Origin of the sequence: Limnohabitans sp. Hippo3 (assembly GCF_003063665.1) — a bacterium.
GTDB lineage: Bacteria > Pseudomonadota > Gammaproteobacteria > Burkholderiales > Burkholderiaceae_C > Limnohabitans_A.
The window spans coordinates 183,829-202,353 of sequence record NZ_NESF01000001.1 but is presented as its reverse complement, the minus strand read 5'-3'; the positions used below and the strand labels follow the sequence as shown (position 1 = coordinate 202,353).

The following is an 18,525-nucleotide window of genomic DNA, read 5'->3' as shown; positions in this document are numbered from 1 at the left end:
ACATGGGGTATCCGGTGCCCAAACGAGGACAACTTGGCAACACAAACAAAGTGATGCACAAATGAAAAGGCCCTTTCGTTGTCGAAAGGGCCTTGGAGACTTTGGGGTGGCTGATGGGGCTCGAACCCACGACAACAGGAATCACAATCCTGGACTCTACCAACTGAGCTACAGCCACCGTAAATCGATATTATAGCCTGAAGCTCAGGGCTTTTCGGCCTCGGAACCTTCCAACTTTTTAGGTTTTTGCGCCAACATTTCAACTTTGAATTGCGACTTCAAACTGGCCAGGTAAGCCTGAGACTCGGCTTGCCCCCACAAGCGGGCAAATTGCTGGCGGCTTTGCTCGGAATGTTGAGCCGTCGACTCCGGGCGCGGCACAATTTTGTTCACACGCACAACGGCAAAGCCCTGAAGGCCCAGGTCCACACCCAACAGGGCTGGCATTTTGGAGGGATCGGCACGCAAAGCAGCATCGATCACCGCTTGCGGCCATGCAGGCGCCTGATCACGCGAAACCGTCACCGCCTCACCCAAGTTGGCCTGAGCGGCATCGGTCTTCCAGGCCGCCAGTCGGGCTTGACCTTCGGCTTTGGCCAGCTCGGCAGATTGGGCTTGAATCAGAAGTTGACGCGCATCGGCTTTGACCTCTGCAAAAGGACGAACGGCCGCTGGGCGGTGGTTCACCACACGGGCCGAGACCAGCGTGTTCGGAGCCACCTCTACCGCAGCCGTGTTGCGGCGTTTGGCGATCGCGTCTTCAGAGAAGATGGCTTGCAACAATTTGGGATGGCTCAAAACGCCCTGCGCACCGGGTGGTGGTGTGCGGGTCAACGCTTGCGCTTTTTGTACCGACAATTTCAGCCGCTCTGCCACGGGCGTCAAACTGTCCGACTGCTCGTACACGCTGTTGCTGAAGGTTTCGGCCAATTCTGCGAACTGGCGCTGGGCTTGCTGTTTGCGCAAGTCCGCTTCCAATTGCGGGCGCATGGACTCGAAAGACGGTGCCTGGGGCAGCTTCACATCGGTCAACAAGATGATGTGGTAGCCGAAGTCGGACTCCACGATGTCGCTGATGTCGCCCTTTTGAAGCGCAAAGGCGGCATCTTCAAAAGGCTTGACCATGGCGCCTCGGGCGAAAAAGTCCAGATCACCGCCGCGTGCGGCCGAACCGGTGTCATCCGAGTTCTTGCGTGCCACCTCGGCAAAGGTTTTGGGTGACTGGCGAACGGTGGCCAACAGGCTTTCGGCCTTGGCACGGGCTTTTTGCTTGTCTGCCGCGGGCAGATCTTTCGCGGCATTGATCAGGATGTGGCTGGCGCGGCGCTGCTCCTGACCTGCGAGCCGTTGCAGGTTTTGCTCGTAGTAGGTTTTCAGGTCCTGCTCAGGCAATTCAATCCGGCTTTGCAGGGCCGCCACGTCCAGGACGAGGTATTCCAGGTCCACGTTTTCCACCGAACGAAAACGCTCTGCATGGTCTTTGTAATAGCGCTCCAGGTCCACATCCGACACCTCGACCTTGGCGGCAAAGTCTGCCGGGCTCCAGCGCTTGACCTGAATCTCACGGCGCTGCAAGTAGGCATCCAGTGCGGCATCGGTCTGACGCTGCGTCGCAAACACCGAGGCTTGCAAACCGGCCAACACCTGCTGGTTGGACAGGTCACGGCGCACACGGGCTTCGAGCATCTCGGGGGTCATGCCTTGGCTGGCCGCCAACTGGCGGTAGCGTTCCATGTCCAGCTTACCGTCTGCGCCACGCAAGCCTGCAATCGAGGGGTCTTGCTGTAGGTAGCGGGCCAGGCGCTGATCACTCGTGACCAGCAATTGCTTTTCAGAGGCGCGGGCAATCAGACGGTCGTTGACCATTTTTTCGAGGGTCGCATAACGCGCCTCTGCCGAGTCCAGCAGTTTCGGGTCCAGGTTGGGGACCGATGCGCGAATGCGGTCCACTTCCTGCTGGTGGACAGCGTCCCACTCGGACTGGGTGATTTTTTGCCCGTCCACCCGGGCCACCGCGGCACCTTTGTCTTCAAACTGGCTGTAGCCCTCGATGCCAAACAGCACAAAAGACGGAATCACCAACAAGAACAACAACCCCATCAAGATTTTTGAGTTGTTGCGAATGGAATCAAACATGTCTGAAGTCTCGGGTTATCAAGAAAAAAGGCGAACACTGGGTTCGCCTTTACTTTGTAGGGTGGTGGGCGCTGACGGTCTCGAACCGCCGACCTACTCCGTGTAAAGGAGCCGCTCTACCAACTGAGCTAAGCGCCCCACCTGAAAAGTGTTGTCAGTTCAAAGCATCCTTCAGGGCCTTGCCTGGGCGGAACTTTGGAACTTTGGCTGACTTGATTTTAATCGCTGCGCCTGTGCGTGGATTGCGGCCCGTGCGTGCAGCACGTTTGCCCACCGCAAAAGTGCCAAAACCCACCAAAGACACGGTGCCGCCTTTTTTCAAGGTGGTGCGCACAGCGCCCATGGTGGCTTCCAATGCGCGGCCTGCTGCAGCCTTGGACAGGTCTGCTTGTTTTGCAATGTGTTCGATCAGCTCTGTTTTGTTCACAAGAAACCTCTTGAAGTTACAAACCGGTGCAACCGGCAGTGGACAGAAAATTGGGGCCACAGACTCGGCTGTGGGCTTGAATTCTAGCCTTTAAAACTGTCCATGCATGTGCCGAAGCGGCCTTTTTCAACGCCAAAGCGACCACCGCGGCAGTCGCAAGGGGCATCAAAGCGCCTCTGCAATCGCCCGGCCCACATCCGCTGTCTTGGCTGTCCCTCCCAGATCGGGCGTTCGCGGAGCGTCCTTTCCCGACGCCAGCACCTTCTCGATGGCCCCCAAAACCGCATCGTGGGCGGCTTTGTAGCCCAGGAACTCCAGCATCATGGCGCCGCACCAGATCTGGCCGATCGGGTTGGCAATGCCTTTGCCTGCAATGTCCGGGGCCGAGCCATGCACGGGCTCGAACAAAGAAGGGAACTTGCGGTCGGGGTTCAGGTTGGCGCTGGGGGCGATCCCGATGGTGCCCGTGCATGCGGGGCCCAGGTCGGACAGGATGTCACCAAACAGGTTGCTGGCCACCACCACATCGAAAAAGTCAGGGCGTTGCACAAAGTGCGCCGTCAGGATGTCGATGTGGAACTTGTCCACGTTGATGCCAGGATACGACTTGGCCATTTCGGCCACACGCTCGTCCCAGTAAGGCATGGTGATGGCGATGCCGTTGGACTTGGTGGCACTGGTCAGGTGCTTCTTGGGGCGCGACTGCGCCAGCTCAAAAGCAAACTTCAGCACCCGGTCCACGCCCACGCGGGTCATGATGGATTCCTGCATGACGATTTCGCGCTCGGTGCCGGGGAACATGCGCCCGCCCACGCTGGAGTACTCACCTTCGGTGTTCTCGCGCACGATGTACATGTCGATCTCGCCAGGCTGGCGTGCGCTGCCATCGCGGCGCACCACAGGCGCGATGATGCCGGGCATCAAGCGGGCTGGGCGCAGGTTGATGTACTGGTCAAACTCGCGGCGGAACAGCAGCAAGGAGCCCCACAACGAGACATGGTCAGCGATTTTGTCGGGCCAGCCCACAGCACCAAAGTACAGGGCATCGTGGCCACCGATCTGGTCTTTCCAGTTGTCGGGCAGCATCTGGCCGTGCTTTTCGCAGTAGTCCCAGCTGGAAAAATCAAAGTGATCAAAGTGCAAGTCGATGCCAAATTTACGGGCTGCAGCGTCCATCACGCGCAAGCCCTCGGGCATCACTTCCTTGCCAATGCCGTCTCCTGGAATCACGGCGATGCGGTGCTTTGTCATGGGAATCACTTTCTGCTTGAATAAATAAACGGCTCACGCTGCCCACATGTGCCCGGGCACATCAAGGGGTCGCAGCTTAATCAAAAAGGGTGGCAAAGGCTTTCACGAACGTGACGGCCGCACGACCAGGCTCACGCCCAAAGCCGTCAGCGCCGTCCCGACCAAGGTGGCGGCCGTGATGGTTTCGCCAAACAAGAGCCACGCCATGATGGCTGTTGTCGGCGGCACCAGGTACATGAGGCTGGTCACCGAAGCCGCTGCGCCCCGCTGAATCAGTACATAAAGCAAGGAACTGCCCCCCACCGTCAAACCCAGCACCGACCACGCCATGGCGCCGACCAGCTCTGGATTCCACTGCATGAGCTCCGTCTCGGCCAAGGCCAGGGGCACCGTGATGGCCAGGGCCGCCATGATCTGCACCGTGTTGGCCGAGCGCACATCGCAAGGTTGAACAAACCGCTTTTGGTACAAGGTGCCGATGGTGATGCTGAACAAGGCCCCCACAGCAAAGGCCATGTTGAGCGAGGTCACATGGTCCATGGGCGAACCCAGCGTGAGCTTTCGCCAGACCACCATCAGCAGGCCGACAAAGCCCAGCAAAAGACCCAGCCACTGGCGGCGAGACACCCCGGGCTGGCCCGATCCGCGCAGGCTGTAGGAAAGCCAGATGGCCGTCAGCACTGGTTGAAACCCCACAATCAGCGACGACAGGCCAGAACCCATGCCCGCCTTGACCGCCACCCACACACCGCCCAGGTAGCCGCCATGCATGAGCATGCCCGTGACCGACAAGTGCAGCCACTGCATGCGGTTTTGTGGCCAGGGCACCTTGGCCCAAAAAATCCAGGGCAAAAAGCAGGCGATCGACAGCACGTACCGAACCACCAAAAAGGAGAAAGGTGGGGAATGCGGCATGCCGTAGCGGGCGACGATGAAGCCCGTGCTCCAGATCAACACAAACACAGCAGGTGTCGCCCGGACCCAGGCGTCAGATACGCGGCCCCCGCTCATTTCACGCGGGCTCGGATTTCAGGCAAGGCCTTTTGCATGTAGTACACCATCGACCAAATGGTCAGCACGGCGGCGATGAGGATCAGCACCGCCCCCCAAGTGCGGGTGTCGATCACGCCCAGCAGAACGCCGTCGTACAGCAGGAAGGGAATCGCCACCATTTGCACCGTGGTCTTGAGCTTGCCCACCATGTGCACGGCCACACTTTTGCTGGCCCCGATCTGCGCCATCCACTCGCGCAAGGAGGAAATAGCGATTTCGCGGCCAATGATGATGAGGGCCACCAGCACATGCACCCGGTTCATGTGCACCAGAATCAACAAGGCGGCGCAGACCAGGAACTTGTCAGCCACGGGGTCCAGGAACGCGCCAAAAGCCGAAGTCTGGTTGAGTTTGCGGGCCAAAAAGCCGTCGAGCCAGTCGGTGATGGCAAACAGCACAAACATGACCGTGGCGATCAGGTTTTGCGTCTCGACCTTCAGGCTGCCCAGGTAATACACGCCAACGATCAAAGGGATCGCGACAATGCGCGTCCAGGTCATGAGGGTGGGAATCGTGAAAAACATGGTTTGGATTGTGGCACGCCCGGGCAAGGGCTTCATGACAACATGACGTGCGCTCAGTGCAAGGCGTTGTAAATCGCCTCGGCCAGCTCCCGGGAGATGCCTTCCACACTCAACAGATCCTCGACACTGGCGCTTTCCACACCGCGCACCCCGCCAAAGCGCTGCAGCAGCTTGGCCCGTTTGCGCGGCCCGATGCCGGGAATCTCTTCAATCTTGCTGCCGCCCACCCGCACCTTGGCGCGTGCCGCCCGCATGCCGGTGATGGCAAAGCGGTGCGCCTCGTCGCGGATCTGCGCGACCAGCATGAGCGCCGCCGAATCCTTGCCCAGATAGACCTTCTCGCGGCCATCGGCAAACACCAGCTCTTCCAGACCGACCTTGCGGCCTTCGCCTTTTTCGACGCCCACGATGCGCGACAGGTCCAGCCCCAGGTCGGTGAAGACTTCTCGGGCCATGCTCACCTGGCCTTTGCCGCCGTCGATCAACACCAGGTCAGGCAACTTGGCCGTGCCCTCGCCCGAACGCAAGGCCTCGGCCAGCTTGCCATAGCGGCGCATCAGCACCTGGCGCATGGCGGCGTAGTCGTCACCGGGCGTGATGCCCTCGATGTTGTAGCGCCGGTAGTCGCTGCTTTGCATCTTGTGCTGGCGAAACACCACACAAGACGCCTGCGTGTTCTCGCCCGCCGTGTGCGAGATGTCAAAACACTCGATGTGCAGCTGGTCCAGATCGTCCGGAGCCAAATCCAGCGCCTCGGCCAATGCCCGGGTGCGGGCCTGCTGAGAGCCTTCTTCGGCCAGCAAGCGGGCCAGTTGCAGCTCGGCGTTTTTCTCGGCCATCTCCAGCCAGACGCGGCGGTGCTCGCGCGGCTGCGTCACGGTGCTGATCTTCACACCCGACTGCGCCGACAAAGCCGTGATCAGCGCTTTGTCGACCGCCGCGCTCAAGATCAAGAGCGGCGGCACGGGCACGCCGATGTAGTGCTGCGCCAAAAAGGCTTCGAGCACCTGCACCTCTACGGGGCGCTGCGCCTCTCCTTCCTCCAGACCCAGCAAGTCCTGCGCGTCCTGCACATGCACCGGGAAATAAGGCCGGTCGCCCAAATGACGCCCACCGCGCACCATGGCCAGGTTCACGCAGGCGCGGCCGCCTTGCACCTTGGCCACCAAAATGTCGGCATCGGTGTCCACTGCTGTGTCCACCGACTGCTGGTGCAAGACCCGCGACAGCGCCGTGAGCTGGTTGCGCACCTCGGCCGCCAGCTCGAATTCGAGCTTATCGGCATGCTGCATCATCCGCGCTTCCATCTCGCGCATCAGCGCTTGGGTCTCGCCTCGCAAAAACTGCTCGGCATGCTGCACATCGGCCTTGTAGTCCTCGGGGCTGATCAGGTTCACACAGGGGCCGGAGCAACGCTTGATCTGAAACAGCAGGCAAGGCCGGGTGCGGTTGGCAAACACCGTGTCCTCGCAGGTGCGCAGCCTGAACACCTTCTGGATCAGCTGAATCGACTCCTTGACCGCCCAGGCGCTGGGGAACGGCCCAAAGTAACGGTGTTTCTTCTCCACCGCCCCCCGGTAATAGGCCACACGCGGGTAATGCTGCGCCTCGGGCGTCTTGACCACAGCGGGCAGCGCCACGCGGCCATTGCCCGTGAGCTTGAGGTAGGGGTAACTCTTGTCGTCCCGAAACAGGATGTTGAAACGCGGGTGCAGCGTCTTGATGAGGTTGTTTTCCAGCAGCAGCGCCTCGGCCTCGGAGCGCACCACGGTGGTTTCCATGCGCGTGATCTTGCTGACCATGTGGCCAATGCGGGTGCCGCCGTGGTCCTTCTGGAAATAACTCGACACCCGGCGCTTGAGGTTCAGCGCCTTGCCCACATACAGCAGCTGCTCCTGCGCATCAAAGTAGCGGTACACCCCCGGCAAGGCGGGCAGCGCGGCAACTTGCGCGAGCAGGACTTCATCATGGGTGTTCGACATGGCGGATATTGTCTGTGAAAAGATGTGTGTGAAATCTCCAGCGACAATCGCCGCATGCAAACTGGCCGACTCTGGGACATCTTCTGCACCGTCATCGACAACCACGGCGACCTGGGCGTGTGCTGGCGCCTGACGCGCCAGTTGCGCGACGCGGGCCAGCGCGTGCGCCTGTGGGTGGACGACGCCTCGGCCCTGACCTGGATGGCGCCCACCGCCCACCAAGAGCCAGGCATCGAAGTGCGCCCGTGGGCCGATGCCAGCCAAGCCAGCACTCTGCAAGCGCTGCCCCCGGCCGACGTCTGGGTCGAAGCCTTTGGCTGCGACATCCCTGAAGCCTTTATGGCGCATGGCGTGGCCACGCACGCCCAACAGCCCACCTGGATCAATCTCGAATACCTGAGCGCCGAAGACTGGGTGCCCCGCATGCACCAGCTGCCCTCGCCCATCATGAGCGGCCCGGCCAAGGGCTGGACCAAGACCTTCTTTTACCCCGGCTTTACCCCAGACACGGGCGGCCTGCTGCGCGAAACCGACCTGCTGGCTCGTCAACAAAGCTTTGACCGCGCTGCCTGGCGCGAGCAACACGCCCCCAACCTGGCCCCAAACGGCCTGCTGATCAGCCTGTTCTGCTACGAACCCGCCGCCCTGCCGCAGCTGCTGGCGCAACTGGCGGGCACACCCCACCACCTGCTGGTCACCCCCGGCCGCCCACTATCGGCAGTGCAGCAAGCGCTGAACGGCATGGCCGAACCACCGAACTGGAGCGCCCTGCCCTACACCGACCAGGACGGCTTTGACGAAATGCTCTGGGCCTGCGACTTGAATTTTGTGCGTGGCGAAGACTCGCTGGTCCGGGCGCTATGGGCAGGCCAGCCCTTCATCTGGCACATCTACCCACAAGACGACAACGCCCACCACGCCAAGCTGGAGGCGTTTTTGGAATGGATGCAGGCCCCGGAGAGCTTGTGCAAGGCGCATCGAGTTTGGAACGGGATGGAAGCGGGTGAATGGCCTGCGCTCAATGCCGAAACGCTGAAGATTTGGAGCCAGAACACCCAAACCAAGCGCCATCAAATTTCTGGGCAAACTGATTTAGTCACACAACTAATCAAGTTCATGTGTTGACAATAACATGGGGGCAGTCCTCCCAAAAGCAACGAAATCCTTTGAAGAGCGCACCATCCGCAGCGCGGATGGTGGATTGTGTTGAGTAACTTTTGAGGTAACCGCCATACCTACGCGGGCCTATTGAACGAGGTGTTAGGCCTCACTGGAACGACTTGATAAGTGCGACTACCGAAACGACAAGTGCAAACGCTGCAATGACGTTCGCCAGTGTGGCCTTTGTTGACGCAGCCTTGCCGAGAAGTCTCCTCTGAAGCTCCGCCTCCGAGGCGACCGCACGAAAGTTCGAATAGACACCTTCTGTTGTTTCCGTCGGATCATCAACAAATATGATTACTCCTCGCCTCCTGCACTCTTCGATCAGCAGGCGCTTCGAGGAGGTCGGCGCCTGCGAGAGGTATCTCGACCAATCTTGATCGTCGGCACTTCGTCTAGGCCAGAGTTTCATGACGCAAATCTTCGCATTAAAGGCTAGCGGCAAATCGTCTGATAGTTGGGAAACGTAGTTGTGCCGATGTTGGTCGTATTGCAGGTTGTGGTACCTGTTCTCTGACGTTCTCGAATCTCGGCAGACTTACGCTCGACCAAGTATGCCCACTGCGATTCTGTCATTCTTCCAGCGTCTAGCTGCTCTGCAAGCGCACGTTGAAAGGCCTGATACTCGTAGACCGCGCCACCATCGTTGGACTCTGGGTAAAGGCGACGACGGCCTTCATAGAACGCATCGACCAATCGTGTCCATGTGATTTCCTTACGGCGGGCCTTTTCGTATCCAATTCGTTCAAGTTCGTCAAGTGCACGGCACTTCTGTTCAGAACACCCGCTCGGCCGGGGAGATCCGGCAAGCAGTGGTGCCGAGTAAGTGCCCAGCAACTGATTGAAGGACGTGTTCAGGTCATTCGTCGCTTGATTGAGGTTCCCACATGCAGCAAGGATCAGGGGAATAAACAGAGCGATAAGGCGCATGATGTGAGAGTGATGAGGATGTGAAGAATCGAAAACAGGGGGAATCAGACTAGTTGAGCTAAATGGACACCGTCTAAAACCCGGCACTCCTTGTTGGGCATCGCTGATTATCGTAAGTCGTTGTCTAACCAAACTATAACCTTATTCCCTGCATTTCTGTCAGTCGTTCTATCCCTGCAAATGCAGTTGAGGGTCCTACTGAACCCCAAAGCCTTCAAGCTGGATGCCCGCAAGATTGAACCGATCCGAGTGCCCGATAATCCCGACCCATGACTTTGATTGACACCCTCTTCCCCCTCGGCTGGCAGCACTACCTGCTGGGCGGCCTGACCATTGGCGCTGGCGTGGCGCTGCTGTATTTGTTCAACGGCTGGGTTGGCGGCATGAGTTCCGTCTTTTCCAGCAGTTGGTCGTTCGTGTCCAAACGGGCGTTTTTCCAGCAAGCCCGCTTCGTCAACACCCGCCACTGGCGGCTGGTCTACGCCTTGGGCGTGGTGCTGGGGGCGCTGGTTTGGCGGTTCACGCTGGCGGGGGGTGAAGCGCAGCACACCAGTGTGCCCGCCTGGCAGCTGTTGGTGGGCGGCTTTTTGGTGGGCTACGGTGCCCGCTTGGGCAATGGCTGCACATCCGGCCACGGCATTTGCGGGCTGGGCTCGCTGCAGCTGCCTTCGCTGGGCGCGGTGCTGACCTTCATGGCCACCGCTTTCATGACCGCCAACCTGATGGCAATGTTCACGAAAGGCCTGGCATGAACCCGCTGAACCCTCACACACTTTCTCTGCCCAAGGCACTGGTCACCCTGATCGCCGGGGCCTTGTTTGGCTTTGGCCTGTCGCTGGCCACCATGGTTCAGCCCGATGTGGTTTTGAGCTTTTTGCGTTTTCAGGATTGGGGCTTGATGCTGGTCATGGGCGGCGCAGCGGGCCTGGCCATGCTGGCATACAAAGGTTTTCCCCGCTGGTTCAGTCGCCCCCTGCTGGGCGGCCAGTTCCTGACGCAACCGGCCAGCTGGAACCGCCAAACCGTGATCGGCTCGGCCATTTTTGGCGTGGGCTGGGGATTGTCGGGCGTGTGCCCCGGCCCCGCGATTGCGGCCTTGGGCACGGGCAACACCGACATCCTGTGGGCCTTGGGCGGCATTGTGCTGGGCGCTCTGGCCCATGGCCTGACGGCGCGGGACTGAGTGCCTGCGGGCACCTTCAGCCCAAAAGCCGAGCCCCACAGGTTAGAATAATGGGCTTGGCTTCAAGCCACCCCTTTTCATTTCAGACTCAATTCCTATGAAAACCGCTCAAGAAATCCGCGTCGGCAACGTCATCATGCACGGCAAAGACCCCATGGTCGTCCTGCGCACCGAATACCAACGCGGTGGCCGCGGCTCGTCCACCGTGCGCATGAAGCTCAAAAGCCTGATCGCCAACTTCGGCACCGAAGTCGTGTTCCGCGCCGACGACAAGATGGACCAGGTCATTCTGGACAAGAAAGAGTGCACCTACTCGTACTTCGCTGACCCGATGTACGTTTGCATGGACACCGACTTCAACCAGTACGAAGTCGAAGCCACCAACATGGGCGACGCGCTGAACTACCTCGAAGACGGCATGGAACTCGAAGTGGTGTTCTACAACGAGAAAGCCATCTCGGTCGAATTGCCCACCACCGTGGTGCGCGAAATCACCTGGACCGAGCCCGCTGTCAAAGGCGACACCTCGGGCAAAGTACTCAAGCCCGCCAAGATCGCCACCGGCATGGAAGTGCCCGTGCCCTTGTTCGTGGACCAAGGCGACAAAATCGAGATCGATACCCGCACAGGCGAATACCGCAAGCGCGTCTGATCTTCCGATCCCGCACCACAAAAAGCCCCGCAAGGGGCTTTTTTCATGGTCAAAGCGATTTGTTGGGGCATCACCGTCTTGCCTGCAGGTCTGGTGCATGCACAATTCCGCCATGCAATCCCGACAAGACCTCCTGACCCCCTCCCTGCCCCACGCCTGGGCCGATCTGCAAGCCGAGGCCAACACCGCCGACTGGCTGGAGCCAGAAGCCCACCGCCTGGCCTTTGCAGACCCCGAGTTTTTGCTGCGCCGCGAGACCCGGGGCATCCGTTTCCAGCTGGAGATGCTCAAACCTGACCTGGCGCAAGCCGAGGCCAAGATTGAACACACCGTGGTGGTCTTTGGCAGTGCGCGGTTCATGGACATGGCCAGCGCCCAAGCGCAACTGCAAGCCGCCCGGCAAAGCGGTCAGGCGCAGGACATCGCCCGGGCCGAAACCGCGGTGCGCAACGCCCACTATTACGAAAACGCCCGCATTTTTGCGCAACAAGTCGCCAAGTCCTGCGCGTCCATGCCCGACGAAGAAAAGTTGTTCATCTGCACAGGCGGCGGCCCCGGCATCATGGAGGCGGCCAACCGGGGGGCACAAGAAGCGGGGGCACCCTCGGTGGCGCTGAACATCGCCCTGCCCCACGAGCAAAAACCCAACCCTTACGTCACCCCCGAGCTGAGCTTCAAGTTCCACTACTTTGCGCTGCGCAAGATGCATTTCATGATGCGGGCCAAGGCCCTGGTGGCGTTCCCGGGCGGGTTTGGCACGCTGGACGAGCTGTTTGAAGTGATGACGCTGGTGCAAACGCGCAAATCACGCCCGGTGCCGATCTTGTTGTTTGGGACCGAATTCTGGCAGCGCTTGATCGACATGGAGGTGCTGGTGCAAGAAGGCACCATTTCCAGAGACGACCTGAAGCTGTTCCGCTATGTGGACACACCCGAAGCGGCGTGGCAGGCGATTTGCGAGTTTTACCAGCTGAAGGTGGGTTAAGCAGGCCGCAAGCGCCACGCCGCGCGTGCGCCCAGGCCCACAGCGGTGCCCACCACCCAAAACACCGGGGCCACCCCGGCAATGGCCCCCGCAGCCCCAAAGACCATGGGCATCAGCACGCTCGACGCATTGATGCTCATCAATCGCAGACCCAGCGCCTCGCCCTGTCGGTGCTTGGGGGTGATCTGGTGCAATGTGCTCATGATCATGGGCTGCACCGTGCCCAGCACCAAGCCCAGCAAGACCGAGCACAAGCCCATGCTCCAGGGCGTGGGCATGAAGGGGTACAGGCCAAACAGCAGCGCGGTGCACAGCATGGCCCCGGTGATGATCTGGTGCTCCTGGACATGCCGCGAAATGAAGGGTAAACACACCCGGATGAACGCCGCAGCGACAGCAAATGCGCCCAAAATCGTGCCCACCACCGAAGCGCTGAAACCCCGCTCGTGGCCCAGCACGGGCACCACAAAGGTGTGGACATCCCAGCACGAAGACAGCAGCCAGTTGACCCCCAGCAAACGCCGCATCATGGGCTCGGCCAGCAAATCCATGGCGCGGCGCGGTGCGGCGTTGTCAAGGGCCGGGGGGCTGTGCAGCTCGGGCACCGTGCGCACCCAAAACCAGGTGCTCAGCGGCAACACCGCCATCAACAAAAAGGCCCAGCGAAAACCAGTCAGGTCGGCGGGCTCGGGTCCGGCGTAATCGATCAGCAAACCCGCCAGGACCGGCCCCAAGAAGTTGGAAATCGCCGGGCCAATCGACAACCAGCTGAACGCGGCCTTCAGGTCTGCCGGGTCTTTGGCCAGACGGCCCACATGCCGTTGCAAGGCAATCACCGCCATGCCCGTGGCCCCGCCAGTGGCCAGGGCGCTGAGGCACATGACCGGAAAAATGGGCCACAGCACCGAGAGCCCCGCCCCCACAGAGGACATCGCCACGCTGAGCAACAAGGGTTTTTTCAGGCCCGTGCGGTCGGCGTAACGCCCTGCAGGCAAAGCCAGAAAGACTTGGGTCAGGGCAAACAAAGCCAACAAGGCCCCGACAGCCATGGCGCTGAAGCCCTGTTTAAGCGCGAGCAAAGGGATGGCCATGCGCATGCCCGCCATGCAGGCATGCAAAAAAATCTGGCCAGCGATCAGACGGGGCAGTGTTTTCATCCCCGGGCCCGCCTCGGCCGCTTGGCCATCAGTGGTCCCCGCCGGGCAGCAGGGCTTGTGCGTCGGCCTCGGGCAAGGCATCGACCTGGCGCAAGGCCCGGTTCATCACGTTGCTGCGGGTCTGGGCCTGGTCCAGCGTGTTGAGCACGGTTTGCGTCTGGTTGCGCACTTTGTCGAGCACATCGCCAAACTTGCCAAACTCGGTCTTGACCGCGCCCAGCACCTGCCAGACTTCGCTGGAGCGCTTTTCCAGCGCCAGGGTTCTGAAGCCCATTTGCAAGGCGTTGAGCATGGCCATCAGGTTGGTCGGGCCTGCCAGCGTGACGCGGTGGTCGCGCTGCAGCGCCTCCATCAGGCCGGGGCGGCGCAGCACTTCGGCGTACAGGCCTTCGGTGGGCAGGAACATGACCGCAAAGTCGGTGGTGTGCGGGGGCTCCAGGTATTTTTCAGCAATCGATTTGGCTTCGAGTTTGATGCGTGTCTCCAGGGCCTTGGCGCACAACTCGGCCTGCACCGGGTCGGCGCGGCCTTGGGCTTCGAGCAGGCGTTCGTAGTCTTCGTTGGGAAACTTGGCGTCAATCGGCAGCCAAACCGGCTGGCCACTGTCAGAGCGGCCCGGCAGGCGAATCGCAAAGTCCACCCGGTTTTTGTCGCCGGGGCGGGTGGCCACTTGCACCGCGTACTGCTCGGGCGTGAGGACTTGTTCGAGCAGCGAGGCCAGTTGCGCCTCGCCAAACATGCCACGGGTTTTGACGTTGGTCAGCAAGTGTTTGAGGTCGCCCACGCCTTGTGCCAGGTTGTGCATTTCGCCCAAGCCCTTGTGCACCTGCTCCAGCCGCTCGGCCACTTGCTTGAAGCTCTCGCCCAGGCGGGCTTGCAGGGTGGCTTGCAGTTTTTCGTCCACGGTCTGGCGCATTTCGTCCAGTTTGGCGGCATTGCTTTGCTGCAGCTGGGCCAGCTGGGTTTCCATGGTGCCGCGCATCTCGGTCAGGCGCCGGGCATTGGCTTCCGACAGCGCATTGACCTGTTGGGCCAGGCTGTCGGTCAGGCTTTTTTGCAGCAAGGCCAGTTGCTGGGCCAGCGCGTCAATTTGCTGGTTTTGCGTGCGGGTGGCTTCTGCGCTTTGCTGCAGCAGCGATTGCTGGAACAAGGTGAGGGTCTGCATGGCCTCTTGGCGGCCTTGCACGCCCGACTGGCTGATCTCGGTGCGCAGCTCACGTTCCAGCCGCTCGGTCTGGGCCAGCACAGCAGCAAACTGCTGTTGCTGCCAAGCGGTTTGCTCGGCGGCACGCAGATCCTGAGCGTTTTGCGCACTCTGCGCATCAGGGGTGGCTGTGGAGCGACGCCACAGCCCCAGCAACAGCAACACATTCAGCCCGCCCAGGGCCAGCAGCACCCATTCACTCATGCAGCGGCGCCTGGTAGGGTGTTCAAGGGGGTCAAGGCCTGGCCACGGGTCAGGTAGGCGACCAGGTTGTCGGCGGCCAGCTGGGCCATGGCCTTGCGGGTCTTGATGGTGGCGCTGGCGATGTGGGGGGTCAGGACCACATTGGGGACTTTCAGCAAGTCGGGGTGCACAGAGGGCTCACCCTCGAACACATCGATGCCTGCGGCGGCGATTTGCCGCGCCGCCAAGGCCTTGGCCAGGGCCGCATCGTCCACGATGCCACCACGGGCAATGTTCACCAGCGTGGCGGTGGGTTTCATCTGGGCCAGCTCGGCCGCGCCAATGGTGTGGTGCGACTCGGCGCTGTAAGGCACGACCAACATCACATGGTCAGCGGTCTGCAGCAGCGCTTGCTTGGACACATAAGTGGCCTTGCACTCGGCTTCGAGATCGGCGCTCAGGCGCGAACGGTTGTGGTAGATGACCTTCATGCCAAAGCCATGCGCCGCACGGCGGGCAATGCCTTGTCCGATGCGCCCCATGCCGATGATGCCCAGGGTCGAGCCATGCACCTCGGCCCCCGCAAACATGTCGTAGCTCCACTTCTTCCACAAGCCAGCTCGCAGGTAATGCTCGCTCTCGGTCACGCGCCGGGCCGTGGCCATCAAGAGCGCAAAGCCAAAGTCGGCCGTGGTCTCAGTCAACACATCGGGGGTGTTGGTGGCGACCACGCCCGCAGCGGTCATGGCGGGCACGTCGAAGTTGTTGTAGCCCACGGCCATGTTGGCCACGATGCGCAGTTGCGGGTTGGCCTGCAAGAGCGCCGCGTCGATGCGCTCACTGCCCGTGGTCAAAGCCCCCGCTTTGCCCTGCATGCGGCGGGTGAGCTCGGCGGCAGACCAGACCTCGTCGGCCTGGTTGCTCTCGACTTCAAACACCTGAGCCAAAGACTGCAGGACCTCGGGAAAGATGGCGCGGGCCACCAGAATGGAAGGTTTGGACATCATTTGAACCAGATGAAACTCATCACGACAAACAGTGGCACCAAAATGCCGCCCGACCAGAGCATGTAACCAAAGAAGCTGGGCATTTTCACGCCACGGTCTTCGGCAATGGCTTTGACCATGAGGTTGGGCGCATTGCCAATGTAGCTGTTGGCCCCCATGAACACGGCACCCGCCGAGATGGCCGCCAAAGTGGGGGCCAGCGTGGTCATCAGGACCTGCGGGTCACCCCCGGCCGTATTAAAGAACACCAGGTAAGTGGGCGCGTTGTCCAGGAAAGAGCTGAGCAAGCCCGTGATCCAGAAGTACATCATCACGTCCGGGCTGCCGTCGAGCTTGGTCACAGCAGACACCACGGCACCAAAAGGCCCGTTGGTACCCGCCTTGAGCATGGCGATCACGGGGATGATGGTGAGGAAAATGCCGGCAAACAACTTGGCAACCTCTTCCATGGGTCCCCAGCCAAACTGGTTGTCCTCGTGAACCTTACTGGGGGTGATTTTGAGCGACAACAGGGTCACGGCCACCAGGCCCACATCGCGCAACACGCCGGGCAGACCCACTTGAGTCCCGTAAATATTGAAAGAGACGGGGGATTTCCAGAACCCGCTCATCAGCACCAAGCTGACCACCACGCCCAGCAAAACAAAGTTGATGGCTCCATCAAACCCAATGTTCCGGGAATCCGGGGTGGGATCTTGCGGCAAAAGCTCCTCGCGACGGTGGTAGTACCAAGTGTCCAAGGCATAAAAAATCGCCAGCAGACTGCCCAACATGAACAAGGTTTCGGGAAAGATGTTTTGCAATGTCCAGAAAAAATCCACCCCTTTGAGGAAACCCAGGAACAGCGGCGGATCACCCAACGGGGTCAGCGAACCCCCTGCGTTCGACACAATGAAGATGAAGAACACAACCACATGCGCCACATGCTTGCGATTGTCATTGGCACGAATCAAGGGACGAATCAGCAACATCGACGCTCCCGTGGTCCCCATGAAACTGGCCAGCACCGCGCCAATGGCCAAGATGACCGTATTCAAGCCTGGACTGCCATGCAAATTGCCACGAATAAAAATACCACCCGACACGGTGAACAAGGCCGTGAGCAAAATGATGAAGGGAATGTATTCAGCAAACAAAGCGTGCACAGCGTTAACGCCTGCAGCGGCTGGCCCAAAGACGATGGCAAATGGCAACAAGAAAGCCACCCCCCACGCGGCAGCTACCTTGCCGTAATGGTGATGCCAAAAATGCGGCACCAACAAAGGCATCAAGGCGATAGACAGCAAAATGCCCGCAAATGGCACCCCCCATATCACCGACAACTGCGCGCCATCAAAATCGGCGGCGAATGCCCCGCCGGACATGGCCATTAGCATTGGTAAAGCCAACCAAGCATTCCATCGGGTATCCAAAAACCTCATGATGCGCATCTCCTGTTAAATGGTGCCGTATGTTAGCGGGCATCCCGAGCCATTTCAGGCACTTGGGGCAATTTCAAACACCTGGCGCAAATAGGCCAAGTACTTCTCGTCATCGCACATGCCCTTGCCCGGCGAGTCCGACAGTTTGGCCACAGGCTGGCCGTTGCAGCGCGTCATCTTGATGACGATCTGCAGGGGCTCGTAACCTAAGTCATTGGTCAGGTTGGTGCCCACCCCAAAAGCCAGCTGGCAGCGCCCGCGGAACTGCTCAAACAGCTCGATGGTGCGCGGAATGGTCAGGCTGTCGCTGTAAATCAGCGTCTTGGTTTTCGGGTCCACCCGGTTTTGCTGGTAGTGCGCGATCATGCGCTCACCCCAGCTGAACGGGTCGCCACTGTCGTGGCGAGCGCCGTCAAACAACTTGCAAAAATACATGTCAAAGTCGCGCAGGAAGGCGTTGAAACCGTACACATCGCTCAGGGCAATGCCCAGGTCACCGCGGTATTCCCTAGCCCAGGACTCGAAAGCAAAGACCTGGCTGTCGCGCAAGCGCGGACCCAGGGCCTGCGCCGCCTGCAAATACTCATGCGCCATGGTGCCCAGGGGCGTCAGGCCCAACAAATAAGCGTAATAAACGTTGCTGGTGCCGGCAAACTGCCCTTCGGGCCCCGTGCCCAAACGGGCCGAGAGCACGCGCAAGACCTCTTCGTGCCAGGCCCGAGAAAAGCGGCGACGGGTGCCGTAATCCGCGATCTTCAGGGTTTCCAGGCCAGGGGCCTGCAGTTGGGCGATCTTGGTGTCCAGACGGCGACGGCCCTCCATCAGGTCGGGCACTTTTTGGGTGTTGCGGAAATACACCTCGTTGACGATGGCCAGCACCGGAATCTCGAACAAGATGGTGTGCAGCCAAGGGCCCTGGATGGTGATGTCGATCTCGCCAGAAGGCAGCGCCGTGACCTGGATGTATTTTTCGTTCAGCTTGAACAGCCCCAGAAAATCCACAAAGTCGCTCTTGATGAAACGCAGCGAACGCAGGTACTGCAGCTCCGACTCCTTGAAGGTCAGGCTGCACAAGGAGCGGATTTCCTGCCGGATTTCATTGACAAACGGGGCCAGCGCCACGCCGGGATTGCGGCACTTGAACTTGTATTCGACCTGTGCACCCGGGAACTGGTGCAGCACGACCTGCATCATGGTGAATTTGTACAGGTCGGTGTCGAGCAGGCTGGTGATGATCATGATGTGTTGTCTCTGGCGGCTGGGGCCGCT

General features: G+C 60.3%; 18 protein-coding genes and 2 tRNA genes. 5 read left to right on the top strand and 15 right to left on the bottom strand.

What is annotated here, in order from left to right:
- Positions 1-102: 102 nt before the first annotated feature.
- From B9Z34_RS00975 to uvrC, 8 genes are all read right to left on the bottom strand, one after another.
- Positions 103-178 (bottom strand) — tRNA-His (locus tag B9Z34_RS00975).
- Between the two features lie 26 nt (positions 179-204).
- Positions 205-2,136, bottom strand: coding sequence for a SurA N-terminal domain-containing protein (locus B9Z34_RS00970; protein ID WP_108426218.1), 1,932 nt, complete (start codon positions 2,134-2,136; stop codon positions 205-207).
- A 62-nt stretch (positions 2,137-2,198) separates the two neighbouring features.
- A tRNA-Val gene (locus B9Z34_RS00965) sits at positions 2,199-2,274 on the bottom strand.
- A 16-nt stretch (positions 2,275-2,290) separates the two neighbouring features.
- Positions 2,291-2,563 (bottom strand): HU family DNA-binding protein, encoded by a 273-nt coding sequence (locus B9Z34_RS00960; protein ID WP_108426217.1) that lies wholly within the window; start codon positions 2,561-2,563, stop codon positions 2,291-2,293.
- Positions 2,564-2,728: 165 nt separating this feature from the next.
- Positions 2,729-3,814 carry a tartrate dehydrogenase gene (locus B9Z34_RS00955; protein WP_108426216.1) on the bottom strand — a complete coding sequence of 362 codons (1,086 nt, stop codon included), beginning with the start codon at positions 3,812-3,814 and terminating at the stop codon, positions 2,729-2,731.
- A 102-nt stretch (positions 3,815-3,916) separates the two neighbouring features.
- Positions 3,917-4,825: a DMT family transporter gene (locus tag B9Z34_RS00950; RefSeq protein ID WP_108426215.1), complete on the bottom strand. Its 909-nt coding sequence runs from the start codon at positions 4,823-4,825 to the stop codon at positions 3,917-3,919.
- Positions 4,822-5,391 (bottom strand): CDP-diacylglycerol--glycerol-3-phosphate 3-phosphatidyltransferase, encoded by a 570-nt coding sequence (gene pgsA, locus B9Z34_RS00945; RefSeq protein ID WP_108426842.1) that lies wholly within the window; start codon positions 5,389-5,391, stop codon positions 4,822-4,824. Before pgsA ends, B9Z34_RS00950 begins: the two co-directional genes overlap by 4 nt.
- A gap of 53 nt (positions 5,392-5,444) precedes the next feature.
- The gene (uvrC, locus tag B9Z34_RS00940; RefSeq protein ID WP_108426214.1) at positions 5,445-7,373 is read right to left on the bottom strand and encodes an excinuclease ABC subunit UvrC; all 1,929 of its coding nucleotides are present in this window, start codon (positions 7,371-7,373) and stop codon (positions 5,445-5,447) included.
- A gap of 54 nt (positions 7,374-7,427) precedes the next feature.
- Between uvrC and earP the strand changes: the two genes are divergently transcribed.
- The gene (earP, locus tag B9Z34_RS00935) at positions 7,428-8,498 is read left to right on the top strand and encodes an elongation factor P maturation arginine rhamnosyltransferase EarP (protein WP_108426841.1); all 1,071 of its coding nucleotides are present in this window, start codon (positions 7,428-7,430) and stop codon (positions 8,496-8,498) included.
- A gap of 142 nt (positions 8,499-8,640) precedes the next feature.
- Here earP and B9Z34_RS00930 read toward each other — a convergent pair whose 3' ends face one another.
- Entirely contained in the window at positions 8,641-8,946 is a 306-nt protein-coding gene (locus tag B9Z34_RS00930) for a hypothetical protein (protein WP_108426213.1), read from the bottom strand.
- 23 nt (positions 8,947-8,969) lie between these two features.
- Positions 8,970-9,464 (bottom strand): hypothetical protein, encoded by a 495-nt coding sequence (locus B9Z34_RS14430; protein ID WP_146179607.1) that lies wholly within the window; start codon positions 9,462-9,464, stop codon positions 8,970-8,972.
- A 269-nt stretch (positions 9,465-9,733) separates the two neighbouring features.
- Here B9Z34_RS14430 and B9Z34_RS00920 point away from each other — a divergent pair, with 269 nt between their 5' ends.
- From B9Z34_RS00920 to B9Z34_RS00905, 4 genes are all read left to right on the top strand, one after another.
- Positions 9,734-10,216, top strand: coding sequence for a YeeE/YedE family protein (locus B9Z34_RS00920; protein ID WP_108426211.1), 483 nt, complete (start codon positions 9,734-9,736; stop codon positions 10,214-10,216).
- On the top strand, positions 10,213-10,647 hold the full coding sequence (locus B9Z34_RS00915) for a DUF6691 family protein (RefSeq protein ID WP_108426210.1): 435 nt from the start codon (positions 10,213-10,215) through the stop codon (positions 10,645-10,647). Before B9Z34_RS00920 ends, B9Z34_RS00915 begins: the two co-directional genes overlap by 4 nt.
- A 97-nt stretch (positions 10,648-10,744) precedes the next feature.
- Positions 10,745-11,299: an elongation factor P gene (gene efp, locus B9Z34_RS00910; protein WP_108426209.1), complete on the top strand. Its 555-nt coding sequence runs from the start codon at positions 10,745-10,747 to the stop codon at positions 11,297-11,299.
- Between the two features lie 112 nt (positions 11,300-11,411).
- Positions 11,412-12,284: a TIGR00730 family Rossman fold protein gene (locus B9Z34_RS00905; protein WP_108426840.1), complete on the top strand. Its 873-nt coding sequence runs from the start codon at positions 11,412-11,414 to the stop codon at positions 12,282-12,284.
- Here B9Z34_RS00905 and B9Z34_RS00900 read toward each other — a convergent pair.
- The 5 genes from B9Z34_RS00900 to pncB all read right to left on the bottom strand — a co-directional run bounded on the left by B9Z34_RS00900 (position 12,281) and on the right by pncB (position 18,495).
- On the bottom strand, positions 12,281-13,441 hold the full coding sequence (locus B9Z34_RS00900; protein WP_108426208.1) for an MFS transporter: 1,161 nt from the start codon (positions 13,439-13,441) through the stop codon (positions 12,281-12,283). The genes B9Z34_RS00905 and B9Z34_RS00900 overlap by 4 nt on opposite strands.
- Positions 13,442-13,469: 28 nt before the next feature.
- Positions 13,470-14,849 carry a DNA recombination protein RmuC gene (locus B9Z34_RS00895; RefSeq protein ID WP_108426207.1) on the bottom strand — a complete coding sequence of 460 codons (1,380 nt, stop codon included), beginning with the start codon at positions 14,847-14,849 and terminating at the stop codon, positions 13,470-13,472.
- Positions 14,846-15,832, bottom strand: coding sequence for a D-glycerate dehydrogenase (locus tag B9Z34_RS00890; RefSeq protein WP_108426839.1), 987 nt, complete (start codon positions 15,830-15,832; stop codon positions 14,846-14,848). Before B9Z34_RS00890 ends, B9Z34_RS00895 begins: the two co-directional genes overlap by 4 nt.
- Complete coding sequence (locus B9Z34_RS00885; RefSeq protein WP_233249403.1) at positions 15,832-17,211, bottom strand: sodium:proton antiporter; 1,380 nt, start codon at positions 17,209-17,211, stop codon at positions 15,832-15,834. The genes B9Z34_RS00890 and B9Z34_RS00885 overlap by 1 nt, the downstream gene beginning before the upstream one ends.
- A gap of 99 nt (positions 17,212-17,310) precedes the next feature.
- Positions 17,311-18,495, bottom strand: a complete 1,185-nt coding sequence (pncB, locus tag B9Z34_RS00880; RefSeq protein WP_108426206.1) for a nicotinate phosphoribosyltransferase — start codon at positions 18,493-18,495, stop codon at positions 17,311-17,313.
- Positions 18,496-18,525: the final 30 nt, after the last annotated feature.